This window comes from Ligilactobacillus animalis (assembly GCF_009933595.1).
Lineage (GTDB): Bacteria > Bacillota > Bacilli > Lactobacillales > Lactobacillaceae > Ligilactobacillus > Ligilactobacillus animalis.
In genome coordinates this window covers 975107-991113 of record NZ_CP047141.1, presented here as the reverse complement: position 1 = coordinate 991113, position 16007 = coordinate 975107, and the positions used below count along the sequence as shown (strand labels likewise).

Sequence of the window (16007 nt, the reverse complement as noted above, 5' to 3'; positions counted from 1 at the left end):
AACTGGCATAAAAATTCTATGGAGATGGTGAATTTGAAAAAGTTAAAAGTATATCGTTTGTCACTTGGGTGGCAGATCATCTTAGGCCTTTTGATCGGGATCGGTTTAGGAGTCATATTTACAGATGATAAAGGATTTATCAAATTTGCAAATGGACTCGGATCGACTTTTATCAATATGATCTCGATGATCGTTTTACCGATCGTCTTTTCGAGTTTAGTTGTTGGGATCGCTAATATGGGCGATATCAAAAAGTTAGGGCGGATCGGACTAAAAACTTTGATCTATTTTGAAGTATTATCAACGATCGCCTTTATCGTTGGGATGTTAGTTTCTAATCTTTCAAAGATCGGCTATATGCTCGATCTAAGTAAATTATCGCAAGTTGATATCTCGACATATGTGAAGACCGCTAAACAAGCTTCACATAGTGGATTAGGGTCGATCTTGATGTCGATCGTACCATCTAATTTCTTTGATGCCTTAGCGACGGGGCAAATGTTACCTGTGATCTTCTTTTCCTGTTTATTTGGCTTAGGGATCGCAGCAATTGGTGAAAAAGGCAAGATCTTATTACAATTTTTCCAAGCTGTAGCAGAAGTGATGTTTAAGATCACTGGTTGGATCATGCATTTTGCTCCATTTGGGGTCGCTGGTCTGATCGGGGCTACCGTAGCTCAATTGGGTCTTGAATCCTTGAAACCATTGGGATTATTTATCGTAATGTCCTATGTAACGATGATCTTCTTTATTTTAGTAGTTTTAGGGATCACTTCACGGATCTTTGGTTTTAGGATCATGGACCAATTGCGAGTTGTCAAAGATGAGCTGGTCTTAGCATTTACAACGGCTAGTTCAGAAGTAACATTACCGCGCTTGATGGAAAAAACGCAAAAATTGGGTGTTGACCAAGCGATCAGTTCGTTTGTTATTCCGACCGGTTATACCTTTAACTTGGACGGATCGGCGATCTATCAATCATTAGCAGCTATCTTTTTAGCCCAAGCTTATCACATTGATCTTTCATTGAGTCAACAATTGACGTTATTATTAGTTTTAATGATCACTTCTAAAGGGATGGCAGGCGTTCCTGGGGCATCATTTGTTGTCTTACTAGCAACAGTCTCAACGATCGGGGTTCCAGTTTCTGGGTTGGCTTTGATCGCCGGGATCGACCGTTTAGTTGATATGGGTCGGACAGTTGTCAATGTTGCGGGGAATGTTACTGCAACATTGATCATTGGTAAATCCGAAAATGAATTTGATCAAGCAAAACATGATGAATATGTAGCATCTTTTAAACAAAAATAAGCCTAAAAAATCGGTATCTGCGAAATAGATACCGATTTTTTAGTGTGCATTTTTGTGTAAAAAAACACTTCCCACATTTCTGTAGGAAGTGTTGTACGGATCATTTCTTAAGTTGACGACCCGCTTTTTATTGTGGTGGATTCCCACTGTCTGTTGTTCGAGGCTCAGTAGATGAGCTAGGTTCAGCGGGTGGGGTAGAATTTGCTGAACTTGAATTATCGTCGGCCGGTTGAGAAGATTGACTTGACGATTGACTCTCAGAGCTACTTGAGCTTGAAAAAGATTCTGATGAACTTTCTGAGCTAGATGAACTTTCCGAACTGGAAGAAGATTCAGACGATGAACTCGAAGTTTCTGAAGAACTTGAGCGACTGGAACTTGAACTGTCAGAAAGTTCTGAGCTTGGAGCAGCAGAACCAGCTAAATAAAGTTCACGAACACCATTGATATAGCGAACATAGACGTTGCTTGGTTTGCGCCAATCGGTGTTAGTCTTACCTTGTGACATGTAGGTCATGATGCTCTTATAGAAAAGCGATGCTAAAGCAACTGAATTGTTATCCAAGTAATTACCGGCTTCGTATTGGTGGTCATAGCCGACCCAAACGGAGACAGAGTAGTGTTTAGTATAACCGTTGAACCAAGAATCCATTACAGCATTATCAGGGAATTTAGCCGAGATATCAGATGGATAGGCGTTGGTCCCAGTCTTACCGGCTTGATATAGACCGCTGATATTAGCTCGTGTACCCGTTCCTTCAGGTGAAGTAATAACGCCCTTGAGCATATCAGTGATCATATAAGCAGTTGATGACTGCATGACTTGTTTACCAGAGCTTGAAAATTCTTTACGTTCGCCATCACCAGTCACGATCTCTTTGATATATTGTGGTTGGTAATACGTCCCACCATTAGCAAAGGCTGCATAGGCAGCAGCATTTTGTAAGGTCGAAGAAGGTAACCCGATACCGTTTTGATATTCTAAGGTCTTATCGTAATCAAAGCCCATTTGTGAAATAAAGTTTTGAGCTTTCGTGATCCCCACTGCGGCTAAAGCCCGGATCGCAGGGACGTTACGTGATTCGATCAAAGCTTGGCGCATCGTCATCAAACCTTTATATTGGTGGTCAAAATCGTATAGCTGGATATTTGTTCCAGGATAAACATAGCGGTTATCTTTGATCGGATGATACGTAGCCCAATCGAGATATTCGATCGCAGGTGCGTAATCCATCAAAGGTTTAGCCGTAGAACCATTCGTCCGATCAGTTTGAACTGCCCGGTTGAGTCCAAAGGTGACATCGCCAGTCTTACGTCCCCCGAGCATTGCGACCACGTTACCATTATCAGGGTCGATCACGGTCGAAGCGACTTGGATATTGTCATCTGGGAAGTTCAAATATTCATCGCTATTTGCGATCTCATAGAGACGCTTTTGGATCGTCATGTCTAAATTAGTATAGATCTGTAAGCTGTCTTTATAAGGATCGTAGCCTTTTTTCTTAGCTTCTTCGATAACTTGTTTGACATATGGATCAGCGATCTTTTCAGTTGAGGTCACAGTCTTTGAAGTGCTTTTCTCTACTAGACCAGTGGTGATACTTTCTTGTTTAGCTTCGTTAGCTTGAGCTTGGGTGATCTTTTTGTTAGCGACCATCGCATTTAAAACATCATCCCGCCGCTTTTTAGCAAATTCTGGATTGGTATAAGGATTATAAGAGGATGGGGCATTGGGGATCCCGGCGATCAAAGCTGTTTGAGCTAAGTCTAATTTATCCAATGTTTTACCAAAATAGTATTTAGCCGCGGTCTGCATCCCGTAACAGCCATCACCCATGAAGACCTTATTGACATAGAAAGTCAAGATCTGATCTTTGCTGTATTGGCGGTCCATATTGATCGCTAGCCAAGCTTCTTGGGCTTTACGCTTGATCGTTTGGTCGGAGCGTTTAGTTGAGAAGTAGGAGAGCTTGATCAATTGTTGATCTAATGTACTCCCACCTTGTAGACCAGCTGACCCCGATGCGTTAGACATTGCAGCTGAGACGATCCGCCATGGGTCGACCCCATGATGTTTATAGAAACGACGGTCTTCGATCGAGATGACCGCATCTTTTAATTGTTGTGGGATGTCTTTTTCTGCAACATAAGTCCGATTTTCAGTCCCTAAAGACATGATCTTTTTGCCATTTGAATCATAAATGACCGTTGAACCAGCACTTTCTAGCTGTTGCTCGCTTAATTTAGGAGCACTGCTTGCGTAGACAAAAAAGATGGTGACCCCGACCACTAGAGCAGCTACTAAAGCAGCTGCTAGGGATAATAAGATCTTGAGCCACATTGGTTTTTTGCCAGCGCGTGAAGCTTTTTTCTTACCGCTACGCTTTAAACGGCCATTTTTTTTCGGACCATTTGTGCGCGAGTATTTAGGATTTTTATCCATAACGATACTGCTACTATACAAATGTGGAATCATAAAATATATGATCAGAAAGAATATAGCGTTCCTTTCTTAATTTTAGGTACTACAATTATAGTGATAAAGTGTAGTTTAGGCAAATTGCCTGACTGGATTGTTGTAAGTATCAGTCACACATTTTTAACTTTCTAACTGATATAGTTAACCGTATTTATCCACTAGGGAAACATTGAACTACTTTTCAAGTAGTAGGTCAACGTATTTTAGATATGGGATGCGTGGTTGGAGTGCATAATCGATCTCAAAGCCATCGCGTTCGATCACTGCTTTAGGGATCGATTTGCGCCCAGTCGCTTGGGCATCCCAATAATCAAATAAAATATCGGCTGGCATCAAAAACACCTGGTCAGTTGTGACGAATTTAACGATCGTAAAGCAGATACCAGCCTGATCTTGACAAGCTTTCATGTGTTTTATCTGGTGAGCATGAAAGTTACTGAGCGGAAAAGAGGTCTTATTTTTAGTCTCTTTTGCTTCAAAATCAAGATAATGGCCACGATAGACACCGTTGTAATCAGTAGTAGAAGCCTGTTTGAAATAAGCTTTTTTGATCACTGCGGCACTACGTTTGGGATAATAAACATCAACGATCTGGATCGGTGTCGGCTTTTTGTGAATGACCGCGATCCCAGCTGAAAGATAGTATTTATTGCTTTCATTTATTTCATCTTCTAACGACATTCCGCGCTTTCCATAAATAGTATTGTTGGCGCGGCTTTTTTTACTCGCACTATTTTTAGTAGTGAACAAGCCGCCGTTTGGATAGTGGATTGCCATAGATAAATATCACGCTCCTATCCGGTTAATTATAACAAATTTAAACAGTTATTGGCAAAAAGTTGGGTAAAATTTAAAGCAAATAATTTGTGGTATCATAAGATAAAGAAAATATTTTGGCGAGGTGAAACACGTGCGTTTATGGGTAAGTGGCTATCGAAGTTATGAATTGGGGGTCTTTAAACTAGATGACCCTAAGATCGAAGTATTAAAGTATTATTTACGTAAAATTTTTATGCAAAATGCTGATCTAGGGCTTGAATGGATCATTTCTGGGGGACAGTTGGGGATCGAACAGTGGGCATTAGAAGAAGCAGTTTCTTTTACACAAGAATATGTCGGGATCAAGACAGCACTGATGTATCCCTATACAGAATTTTCCAAAAATTGGCAGGAAGATAAACAGATACATCTAGCACAGTTAGAACAACAAGTTGATTTTTGTGCAAGTGTCAGTAAACGGCCATATAGTTCGCCAGTGCAGTTGAAAAATTATCAGCAATTTATGTTAGAACATACGGATAAAGCAGTCTTGATCTATGACCAAGAGCTTCCCGGGAAGCCAAAATTTGACTACGAAGCGATCAAACGTTATCAGCAAGCACATGCTTATGAGCTTGAAGTGATCGATATGTATCAGCTTCAAGATGAGGCAGAACAGTATTTGGAACAAAAGAATGACCGTTAAAAAATATACAAAAATTTATATTTACAAGTACCAAACGATTATGCTATAATAAGGGACGTTATGAGTTAAGTTCCTAATATGTAAATGAGGTGCAGTTTCGATGGAAAATGTAAATCTTACGCCTAAGGACATCGTAAATAAGAATTTTTCACGCGGTCTACGCGGTTATGACTCGAATGAAGTCGATGAATTTTTGGATCAAGTTATCCAAGATTATGAAGCATACGCTAAAGAAAATCAACGTCTTCAAATGGAAAATGATCGTTTAGTAAGCAAAGTCGATGAATTGACGAAGCAAGTTGCGGTCGGTTCTTCGGGTCAAACCGCTCGTCCAACGACGAATATGACTAATATGGATGTTTTAAAGCGGTTGTCTAACTTAGAGCGACATGTTTTTGGTGCTCAACTTAATGATGATGACGATCGTAGTAATCGTTTTTAAATAAGTAAATAATGTGTAGTCTTCTGGTAATCGCGGTCTATTTTATATAGGCTGAGGAAAGTCCAAGCTTGCACAGGCTGCGATGCCTGTAGTGATCGTGCTTGCTGAAAAAATAAGGCAAGGTACCATTTTGATGGTAACGGCAGATAAAAGGGCTAAAGTCATTTGACCATGTCCGAGTAGTCTTGAAAAGTGCCACAGTGACGAAGCAATAGTGGAAACATTATTGGTGGAACGCGGTAAACCCCACGAGCAGGTAACCCAAACTTTGGTAGGGGCGCTTCATGACGGAAATGAACTAATCATGGGGGCGAGTTATCTAACTCGGAGATAGATGATTACCACCGATTTTAGCTCCTGGGCTAAATGACGTACAGAACGTGGCTTATAGAGGACTACATATTCAGGAAATGACTAGGGCGGAAGGAAACTTTTGTCCTAGTTTTTTTAATGTAAAAATCAATTTATTAAATCTATGCTCAGGCAGAAAGGAAGCATTATGAAGAAATACAACTTACTAGCAACTTGTGCTGCTGGGATCGAAGCGATCACAGGAAACGAATTAAAGCACCTCGGCTATCAAGTGGCCGTTGAAAACGGGCACGTTCGCTATCAAGGAACGGTAGAAGATATCATCAATACCAATCTCTGGTTACGTACAGCTGACCGGGTCAAGATCATCATTGGTGAATTCAAAGCCACGACTTTTGATGAACTTTTTGAAAAGACAAAGGCATTGCCTTGGGATGAATATTTACCATTAGATGCGAATTTCCCAGTTGCTGGAAAATCACAAAAATCTAAATTGCACAACGTTCCCAGTGTACAAGCGATCGTAAAAAAAGCGATCGTTGAAAAGCTTTCATCGGTATATCATCGCCGGTCATTTTTACCGGAAACAGGGGCTAAATATCCTTTAGAAGTTGCATTGAATAAAGATAAGGTCTTATTGACGTTAGATACGACTGGAAGCAGTTTGTTCAAACGGGGTTATCGTGTTGGTAAAGGGGGCGCCCCTTTGAAAGAAAATATGGCAGCAGCGCTCGTTTTATTAGCGCATTGGTATCCAGAAAAGCCTTTTGTCGATCCGGTATGTGGTTCAGGGACTTTACCGATCGAAGCGGCCATGATCGGGCACAATATCGCACCAGGCTTCAATCGTGATTTTGTTTGTGAAACATGGGATTGGATGCCGGCTGGCTTGAGCGAAGAATTACGGGCTAAAGCCGAACAAGAAGCTAATTATGATATCGAACTTGATATCTGTGGCTACGATATTGATGGTAAGATGATCGAGATCGCTAAGCAAAATGCGATGGAAGCTGGATTATCCCATAGTATCAAGTTCAAACAATTGGCTGTCAAAGATTTTAAGACTGATAAAGAATACGGTGTGATCGTGGCTAATCCGCCCTACGGTGAACGTTTGAGCGATGAGGCTGGCGTGCATAAGCTCTATCAAGAAATGGGGGATCTTTACCGTCCATTAACGACTTGGAGCAAATATATCTTGACTAGTGACTTAGCTTTTGAACAATATTATGGGCAAAAAGCGACTAAGCGACGCAAGCTTTATAATGGTACTTTAAGAACTGATCTATTCCAATATTGGGGCCAAAAAAAGCCTCGCAATTAGGCTTTTAAAGCTTGTAAAGCGAGGTTATGCGCGCCGGCGTTTTGCTTGTCAGGGATCCACTGAGCGATAACAAGCGGGAATTTTTCTTGGAGTGCGAGTAGCTTTGTCAACTCAGGGGCAAATGACTTACTATAGCGTTTGTCTAAGCTATCGATCACGATCTTACTATCGGAGTAAAAGAAGACATTTTGCGCATTCGGAAAGTGTCGAAGCAAATATTCAAAACCTAAGATAGCAGCTTCAAATTCAGCTTGATGATTATTTGAGGCTGTTATCTTTTGTTTGATTTGGTGTTGTTTTTGCTCAGCGATAACTAAGATCCCAGCCGCACTATGTGTTTTGTTTGTTGCGGCATCGGTGTATAATTTTACCATGGACTGTGCTCTTTTCTTAATTAATTGTTAAATTACCACTTCAATAAACAAGTGGTCCTCTTCAAATTGTAAAATTAAAAGAAACTTAGTGCAACGGAAAGGTGTTTTTTCTGTGGAACAAAAATTTTATTGTCAACCTGATATTCCTAGTTCGATCACATGTTGGTCCTATACTTTTATGATCTTTTTATTGAGTTTGTTCTTATGGTTAGAGATCACAGTTTTTCAGATCTGGACCGCAATTGCTTTTGTGATCTTTGTGCTAGTCACTGCGATCCAATTGTGGCGACGCCAATTAGTTATTACAGACCGCGAAGTGAGATTCAAGTGCGTTTTATCTTTAAATGATAAGATCATTGCTCGTAACGATATCAAAGCAGTCGTGGCTACGAAATGCCAATTGAAGATCACTGATCAATATCGGACTTATTCAGTTTTGATGTTACCTAAAAGCAAAGAAAAGTGTCTAGAATTGTTAAAATAGTTCGCTTTTAGTTTGTTTAAATTATGTTTATTAGCTTTTTTATAAAAACTAATGACAAAACACGAAATATGTTTTATACTGGTCTTAAATTCATCAGGAATTAGCTATAAGATACAGGTAAAAAAGAAAGGAAAAGCTATATTTATCATTTTGATGATATAGTCGTAAGCGTAAACGTGAAAGATATTGAAATTGCACAACAAAGTGAGATGTTACCGATCGTTGAGGTCGCTAAAAAAGCGGGTCTAAGTGAACAAGAGATCGAACAATATGGTCAATATAAAGCAAAGATCAAATTACCATTAGCTGACCGTCCAAAGACTAAAGAAAAGTTGATCTTAGTGACGGCTGTCAATCCAACGCCGGCTGGTGAAGGAAAATCGACGGTGACTGTTGGTTTAGGCGATGCCTTGAGTTTAGCAGGCAAGAAAACAATGATCGCCTTGCGCGAACCATCTTTAGGACCTGTGATGGGGATGAAAGGTGGTGCAACTGGTGGGGGCTATTCTCAAGTAGTTCCAATGGAAGATATCAACTTGCATTTCACCGGTGACATGCATGCCTTGACGACGGCCAATAATACTTTAGCAGCCTTGATCGATAATCATATCTATCAAGGTAACAAGCTAGGTATCGACCAGCGCCGGGTCATCTGGAAACGCGTATTGGACATCAATGATCGCGCCTTGCGTCATGTGGTCATCGGCCTTGGTGGGGTCGTCCAAGGGATCCCGCGTGAAGACGGTTTTGATATCACGGTAGCTTCAGAAATGATGGCGATCTTATGTTTAGCCAAAGATATCGCTGATCTCAAGAAACGCTTAGGGCAGATCGTGATCGGTTATACTTTTACCAAGGAACCGGTGACAGTTGACGACTTAGGCGTGACAGGTGCGATCGCCTTGTTGTTAAAGGATGCCTTGAAACCAAATCTAGTTCAGACCTTAGCGCATACCCCAGCGATCATCCATGGTGGACCTTTTGCTAATATCGCCCATGGTTGTAACAGTGTGTTAGCAACGAAGACAGCTTTGCAGTTAGCTGACTATACGATCACTGAAGCTGGTTTTGGAGCTGATCTTGGGGCTGAAAAATTCTTAGATATCAAAGTACCTCAGTTAGGCAAGGCGCCAAATACGATCGTGATCGTGGCTACAGTACGCGCTTTGAAGATGAACGGTGGCGTGGCCAAAGACCAACTCGATCATGAAGATCTAGTGGCTTTAGAAAAAGGCTTTGCTAATTTGAAGCGTCATATTCAAAGTATGAAACAATATGATATTCCTGTAGTTGTTGCGATCAATAAGTTTACAGCAGACACTTCAGCCGAATTAGACTTGTTAGTTGAGCTTTGCGCTAAAGAAGACACTACCGCCGTTGTTGCCGATGTGTGGGCTAAAGGTGGGGCTGGTGCCAAAGAATTAGCTCAAGCTGTGATCGCTAGCTGTGATCAAGTTACTGAACCTAAACGTTTGTATGCGGCTGATGATAGCGTTGAAGACAAGATCAAGCAGATCGTAACTAAGATCTATGGTGGTAAAGATGTTGAATTCAGTCCGAAAGCCTTACGCCAATTAAGCGAGTTCAAAACTCTTGGTTGGGATAAATTACCTGTATGTATGGCTAAAACACAGTATTCACTTTCTGACGATCCTAAATTGCTTGGGGCCCCAACTGATTTTACGATCCATGTGCGTGAATTTGTACCTAAATTAGGGGCAGGCTTTATCGTAGCCTTGACCGGTAATGTTTTAACGATGCCTGGTCTGCCAAAAGTTCCGGCTGCGATGGGGATGGACCTAGCAGATGATGGTACGATCACGGGCTTATACTAAAATAGTTTGCAATTTTCTGAAAAATGGAGTCTGATAGGTCAGATCAGCTTTAAAAGGCATCAGCAGTGGTTCCTTTTTTGTTTGAATAATTGTCTAACAACGATTTTTACGTTAAGATTGAAATGAAAGATTTTTTAGTCATTAGTTTAGAAGGGTTATGGATCGGATGACGTTATATATTTGTTTGATGGTCGCGGTAGTTTTATCCGACCAGTTGTTGAAATTTTATATTCAGCAAAATGTTCCACTTAATCTTAGCTATGAAGTTATTCCAGGTGTCCTATCGATCGGGTATGTGCAAAATTTCGGAGCGGCTTGGAGCATGTGGTTAGGTCAAAGATGGTTACTAAGTATTATTTCACTGGTAGCTTTAGTGATCTTTGGCTATTATTTTAAGAAATTATACTATAACTGGGGCTATGGCCTCGGCTTTTCACTGTTGATCGGTGGAACGCTCGGAAATTTACTTGATCGTCTTTTCTCTGGATACGTGGTCGATATGTTTGAATTGGATTTTATCAATTTTCCAATCTTCAACATTGCTGATTGCGCCTTGACTTTAGGTGTGATCGTAATTTTGATCACGATGCTAAAAGATGATGAAGGGATAGTTTAAATCTATAAAGAAGGATGATAATGAATTGGTAGAAGCAACGATCACTACACAGACAGGAAGGTTAGATAAAGTTTTAACGACCGTCTTTCCGCAGTATTCGCGGTCTCAGATCCAGCAATTATTGGAGCAGGGCAATATTTTAGTCAATGAGACGCAACAAAAGGGTAAATATAAGGTCAAAGCGGGCGATAAGATCAGTTTGACTGAACCGGAGATCAAAGAGCTCGCAGTCGAACCCGAAAATATCGCTTTAGACATCGTTTATGAAGATGATGATGTGATCGTGGTCGATAAGCCACAAGGAATGGTCGTGCATCCGGCACCTGGGCATGAAGACCATACGTTAGTCAATGCTTTGCTATATCATTGCCCGCTTTCAACGATCAATGGAACTTACCGCCCAGGGATCGTGCACCGGATCGACAAAGATACTTCAGGGCTCTTGATGGTCGCTAAAAATGATCAAGCACATCGCAGTTTGGCTAAGCAATTAAAAGATAAGACTAATTTACGTGAATACATCGCTCTTGTTCATGGACGGATCAAAGAAGATTCGGGAACGATCAAAGCTCCGCTCGCACGTAGCCCTAAGGATCGTAAAAAACAAGCTGTTGTTTCTGGTGGTAGAGATGCCGTGACGCATTTTAAAGTCTTGAAACGCTATCAAGACTACACCTTGGTAAGTTGTCGCTTAGAGACTGGTCGAACCCACCAGATACGTGTGCATATGAAATATATCGGTCATCCGCTAGTTGGTGACCCGCTGTATGGTCCAAAGAAGACGTTAAAAGGCAAGGGGCAGTTTTTGCATGCCGCTAAATTAGGCTTTGCCCATCCCAAAACGGGTGAATTTTTGACTTTTGAAGCTCCACTGCCAGAAATTTTTGAAAAACAACTAGCATATCTTGACAAAACAAACGAAATCAAGTAAATTATAAATAAATAAGTGAGTCCTTTAAGAATAGTCCAGAGAGGCTAGCAAGGTACGGTTCGATATGCCCACGCTATCAGTGGGCCTGTTTAGCGCTAGTCTTGAAGTGTATTCTTTGAGGCTAGCGTTTTTTTAATATCCTAGGGAGGTTTTTACTTTGGTAAAAGAAGTGAGCGATGCAATTACGATGAAACGAGCATTAACACGGATGACTTATGAGATCATTGAAAAGAATAAAGGGGTAGACGGGATCGTTTTAGTCGGGATCAAGACCCGCGGCATTTATTTAGCCAAACGGATCGCAGCGCGCTTGCAACAATTAGAGGATGTTACGATCCCGGTAGGCGAATTAGATATTTCCTTATATCGTGATGATGTCCATCATGATCCTGAAGCCAAGCATGAACCGATCGTAAAAAATAGTCAGATCGGCTTTGATATCAATGACAAGCATGTTATTTTAGTTGATGATGTGTTATTTACTGGAAGAACGATCCGCGCGGCTTTAGATGCTTTGATGGATCAAGGTCGACCAAAGACGATCAACTTAGCGATCTTGGTCGATCGGGGCCACCGCGAATTGCCGATCCGCGCCGATTTCGTTGGTAAAAATATTCCGACCTCATTAAATGAAGAAGTTTCCGTCTATGTCGAAGAGATCGATGGTAAAGACGGGATCGAATTGAAGACAATCAAATAAAACGACCATTTTAATTGACTCCAGAGAGGGCAAAAAAGGTTGCTAGGCTTAAGTCATCATGGATTAAGTCTACCTTTTAGAGCCCGAAATGTAATGTTTCGGGCTTTTTTTCTTAGAAAAATAGAACGGAGATTATTTTATGTCAGAAAAAGAAGTTTTTAGAAATAAAGATGCACTATTAGATATCAACGATAAGCCGAGTTTTCCGCATTGGTTAGTCTTATCGATCCAGCATCTCTTTACGATGTTTGGAGCCACTGTGCTCGTACCGTTGCTGATCGGTCTGAATCCAAGTATCGCGCTCTTTTGTTCCGGTGTCGGGACGATCGTATACTTGCTGTGTACCAAAGCTAAGATCCCAGCTTATCTAGGCTCGAGTTTTGCTTTTATCATGACGATGCAAGTTTTGATGAAAAACTACGGCTACCCGGCTGTCGGTCAGGGGGCTATCGCAGCCGGATTGGTTTACGTGATCGTTTCTTTGATCGTTGGTAAATTTGGTTCAAGTTGGGTCGATAAATTATTACCACCGGTCGTTGTGGGGCCGATCATCATCGTTATCGGGCTCTCACTTGCTACGACGGCGGCTAATGATGCGATGTTGAACAATTCGAATTACGATCTGAAATTTTTCAGCGTTGCGATCTTTACCTTGCTACTGACGATCGGCTTTAACATCTTCTTACGTGGCTTTCCAAGCATGATCCCCGTTTTGCTTGGGATCATCGGCGGGTATATCTTTGCTGTTATGATGGGGATCGTAGATTTTACAGCTGTTGCTAAGGCTAAATGGTTCACGTTACCAGCATTCGATGTAATGTTTATCAATTATGACTTTAAATGGTATCCTGCAGCGATCTTGGGGATGGCACCGATCGCTTTTGTGACGATGACTGAACATATGGGACATATCATGGTCTTGAATAAATTGACTAAGCGCAATTTCTTCAAAGATCCAGGTTTGAATCGAACGTTACTGGGTGATGGTTTTTCAAGTATTATCGCTGGTTTTGCTGGTGGGCCGCCAACCACTTCTTATGGTGAAAATATTGGTGTTTTAGCCATGTCAAAGGTCCATTCGGTTTGGGTGATCGGAGGTGCAGCCTTCTTTGCGATCGTCTTTAGTTTTTGTGGTAAGATCTCAGCCTTGATCCAATCGATCCCAAGTCCAGTTATCGGTGGGATCTCATTTCTACTCTTTGGGATGATCGCCTCCAATGGTCTACAGATCTTGGTTGATAATAAAGTAAATTATGCATTGAAACGCAACTTAGTGATCACTTCAGTCATCTTAGTCGTGGGTGTCGGCGGAACATACCTTCAATTAGGGAATTTCCAATTGACAAGTATTGCTTTAGCAACGATCTTTGGGATCGGTTTGAACTTGATCTTACCAAAATATGCTTTTAGTGAACGATAAAAATAATCAGTGGAAAGTAAAATGTGGAACTGATATTTGCCAGCAATCTAAGAAAGGAAAACTATAGCACTTTCTAATAACCACATGATCTATAGCCAAAAAGAGCCATGCAACATTTTGTAACAGTCGATAATTTAGATGAAAAACAAGTTTTAGCGTTGATCAAGCGCGCGCAATATTTCAAACAAGGGGGGCGTCCAACGCGTGATCTAAGCGAGGTCTATTGTGTCAATATGTTCTTTGAAGATTCGACTCGGACGCATACGAGTTTTGAAATGGCTGAACGTAAATTGGGGTTGAATGTTTTGCAATTCGACCCTAAGCAAAGCTCAGTCAACAAGGGGGAGACATTATATGATACGTTGTTGACGATGGATGCTTTAGGTGTTGATCTAGCTGTGATCAGGCATTCTCAAAATGAATATTATGCACCATTGATCGCGCTAGCTCCTGACCAAACGCTAGATATCGGGATCATCAATGGCGGGGATGGAAGTGGTCAGCACCCTTCACAATGTCTATTGGATATGTTGACGATCTACGAGCAATTCGGAAAATTTGCGGGCTTAAAGGTGGCGATCGTGGGTGATCTGACGAACTCTCGGGTCGCCAAAAGCAATATGGAGTTATTGCACAAATTGGGAGCGACCGTATATTTCTCAGGCCCAAGTTATTGGTATGATGAAGCCTTTGAAGAATACGGTACTTATCGCCCATTAGATGAATTAGTCGCCCAAGTTGATGTCTTGATGCTTTTGAGAGTGCAACACGAACGCCATGGTGCTACTGAAGAGCAAACTTTTTCAAAAGAGAGTTATCATCAAAAATACGGTTTAACGACTGACCGCTATGCTAAATTAAAAGCTGATGCGATCGTCATGCATCCCGGACCGATCAACCGTGATGTTGAGTTTGACAGTAGCTTAGTTGAGGCGGAAAAATCAAGCTTTAAGGCACAGATGCAAAATGGTGTGTTCATGCGGATGGCAATGTTAGAAAAAGTGATCGAGGGCCGCGAGCTAGGAGGAAAAACAAAATGAAGTTATTACTTAAAAATGGGACAGTTTATCAAGCTGGTAAACTATTAAAAAATGATCTGTTGATCGAAAATGGTGTGATCACAGCCTTAGGTACTGACCTAAAAGCCGATGTCGATCAAGTGATCGATGTGACCGATAAATTAGTTGCTCCTGGTTTAGTCGATGTTCATGTGCACTACCGCGAACCAGGTTTTACTCACAAAGAAACGATCAAAACCGGGAGTTTAGCGGCAGCCCATGGTGGTTATACAACTGTCTGTGCGATGCCAAACCTAGATCCTGTCCCAGACACGCCAGCTAAAGTTACCGCTCAAGTTGCGTTGAATAAGGCTGATGGGGTCGTTAAGATCAAGCAATATGGTGCGATCACAGCGGGCTTAAAAAGTGATGAGCTACTCGATTATGCGGGGATGAAGGCAGCCGGTGCCTTTGCTTTTAGCAATGATGGTTGTGGAGTCCAAACAGCTGGCACGATGTATCAAGCCATGTTAGCAGCTAAAAAACTCAATGTCGCTTTGGTAGCTCATGTCGAAGATAATTCATTGTTGTTCGGTGGAGTGATGAATGCGGGCAAGAAGGCTAACAAATTAGGTCTACCAGGTATTTTGGGGATCAGTGAATCTTCTCAGATCGCACGTGATCTCTTATTAGCCAAGGAAACTGGGGTCCATTACCATGTCTGCCATGTATCGACCAAAGAAAGTGTTGAATTGATTCGCATCGCTAAAAAGCATGGGATCAATGTGACCTGTGAGGTCTCGCCACATCATCTATTGTTGAGTGAAGATGATATCGTCAAAAATGATGGCTTTTATAAAATGAACCCACCGTTGCGGGCTAATGCAGATCAACAGGCTTTGATCGCAGGCGTCTTGGATGGCACGATCGATATGATTGCGACTGATCATGCCCCTCACAGTATCGACGAAAAAACTGGCGATATGCGGACCGCTGCTTTTGGGATCACTGGGAGTGAGACAGCTTTTTCCTTACTGTATACCCAACTGGTAAAGCAACAGCAAGTTTTGACTTTGGAGCAGCTGTTAGATCTCATGTCTAAAAATCCGGCTGAAGCATTCAAGTTTGATGCTGGAAGTATTTTTGCCGGAGCGAAAGCAGATCTTGCTGTTATTGACCTGCAACATGAAACCACGATCATGGAAGCTGATTATTTCTCGATGGGGAAAAATACTCCATTTACGGGTGAAAGAGTTTTTGGACAAACTTACTTGACGATGGTCGATGGTAATGTAGTTTATCAAAAGGAGGATTAG

The 16007-nt window shown here is 41.5% G+C and carries 15 protein-coding genes and 1 other RNA gene; 13 read left to right on the top strand and 3 right to left on the bottom strand.

Annotated features, from left to right (window positions below; all coding sequences use genetic code 11):
- The first annotated feature begins 33 nt into the window (after positions 1-33).
- Complete coding sequence (locus GSR62_RS04945) at positions 34-1311, top strand: cation:dicarboxylate symporter family transporter (protein ID WP_010689087.1); 1278 nt, start codon at positions 34-36, stop codon at positions 1309-1311.
- 127 nt (positions 1312-1438) lie between these two features.
- On the opposite strand, the gene GSR62_RS04940 is transcribed toward GSR62_RS04945, so the two are convergent.
- On the bottom strand, positions 1439-3754 hold the full coding sequence (locus tag GSR62_RS04940) for a transglycosylase domain-containing protein (protein ID WP_066024107.1): 2316 nt from the start codon (positions 3752-3754) through the stop codon (positions 1439-1441).
- Between the two features lie 210 nt (positions 3755-3964).
- A complete protein-coding gene (recU, locus tag GSR62_RS04935) occupies positions 3965-4567 on the bottom strand; it encodes a Holliday junction resolvase RecU (RefSeq protein WP_035448261.1) in 603 nt (200 codons plus the stop codon).
- A 133-nt stretch (positions 4568-4700) separates the two neighbouring features.
- Between recU and GSR62_RS04930 the strand changes: the two genes are divergently transcribed.
- The 4 genes from GSR62_RS04930 to GSR62_RS04915 all read left to right on the top strand — a co-directional run bounded on the left by GSR62_RS04930 (position 4701) and on the right by GSR62_RS04915 (position 7333).
- On the top strand, positions 4701-5255 hold the full coding sequence (locus GSR62_RS04930; protein ID WP_035448262.1) for an SLOG family protein: 555 nt from the start codon (positions 4701-4703) through the stop codon (positions 5253-5255).
- A 100-nt stretch (positions 5256-5355) separates the two neighbouring features.
- Positions 5356-5697 carry a cell division regulator GpsB gene (gpsB, locus tag GSR62_RS04925; RefSeq protein ID WP_004047746.1) on the top strand — a complete coding sequence of 114 codons (342 nt, stop codon included), beginning with the start codon at positions 5356-5358 and terminating at the stop codon, positions 5695-5697.
- An 18-nt stretch (positions 5698-5715) separates the two neighbouring features.
- Positions 5716-6090, top strand: an RNA gene (gene rnpB / locus GSR62_RS04920) — RNase P RNA component class B.
- 106 nt (positions 6091-6196) lie between these two features.
- Positions 6197-7333 carry a THUMP domain-containing class I SAM-dependent RNA methyltransferase gene (locus GSR62_RS04915; protein WP_066023928.1) on the top strand — a complete coding sequence of 379 codons (1137 nt, stop codon included), beginning with the start codon at positions 6197-6199 and terminating at the stop codon, positions 7331-7333.
- Here GSR62_RS04915 and GSR62_RS04910 read toward each other — a convergent pair.
- Positions 7330-7707, bottom strand: a complete 378-nt coding sequence (locus GSR62_RS04910; RefSeq protein ID WP_035448264.1) for a ribonuclease HI family protein — start codon at positions 7705-7707, stop codon at positions 7330-7332. The two genes, GSR62_RS04915 and GSR62_RS04910, sit on opposite strands and share 4 nt — an antisense overlap.
- A gap of 112 nt (positions 7708-7819) precedes the next feature.
- On the opposite strand from GSR62_RS04910, the gene GSR62_RS04905 reads away from it, so the two are divergent.
- The 8 genes from GSR62_RS04905 to GSR62_RS04870 all read left to right on the top strand — a co-directional run bounded on the left by GSR62_RS04905 (position 7820) and on the right by GSR62_RS04870 (position 16007).
- Positions 7820-8191: an EbsA family protein gene (locus GSR62_RS04905; protein ID WP_010689081.1), complete on the top strand. Its 372-nt coding sequence runs from the start codon at positions 7820-7822 to the stop codon at positions 8189-8191.
- Positions 8192-8367: 176 nt separating this feature from the next.
- Positions 8368-10026, top strand: coding sequence for a formate--tetrahydrofolate ligase (locus GSR62_RS04900; RefSeq protein ID WP_035448266.1), 1659 nt, complete (start codon positions 8368-8370; stop codon positions 10024-10026).
- Positions 10027-10192: 166 nt separating this feature from the next.
- On the top strand, positions 10193-10642 hold the full coding sequence (lspA, locus tag GSR62_RS04895; RefSeq protein WP_035448377.1) for a signal peptidase II: 450 nt from the start codon (positions 10193-10195) through the stop codon (positions 10640-10642).
- Between the two features lie 25 nt (positions 10643-10667).
- Positions 10668-11573, top strand: coding sequence for an RluA family pseudouridine synthase (locus GSR62_RS04890; protein WP_035448268.1), 906 nt, complete (start codon positions 10668-10670; stop codon positions 11571-11573).
- Positions 11574-11730: 157 nt separating this feature from the next.
- Positions 11731-12273, top strand: coding sequence for a bifunctional pyr operon transcriptional regulator/uracil phosphoribosyltransferase PyrR (gene pyrR / locus GSR62_RS04885; RefSeq protein ID WP_035448270.1), 543 nt, complete (start codon positions 11731-11733; stop codon positions 12271-12273).
- Between the two features lie 139 nt (positions 12274-12412).
- Positions 12413-13693, top strand: coding sequence for a solute carrier family 23 protein (locus GSR62_RS04880; RefSeq protein ID WP_035448271.1), 1281 nt, complete (start codon positions 12413-12415; stop codon positions 13691-13693).
- Positions 13694-13800: 107 nt separating this feature from the next.
- Positions 13801-14733, top strand: coding sequence for an aspartate carbamoyltransferase catalytic subunit (locus tag GSR62_RS04875; RefSeq protein ID WP_010689075.1), 933 nt, complete (start codon positions 13801-13803; stop codon positions 14731-14733).
- On the top strand, positions 14730-16007 hold the full coding sequence (locus GSR62_RS04870) for a dihydroorotase (RefSeq protein WP_035448273.1): 1278 nt from the start codon (positions 14730-14732) through the stop codon (positions 16005-16007). Before GSR62_RS04875 ends, GSR62_RS04870 begins: the two co-directional genes overlap by 4 nt.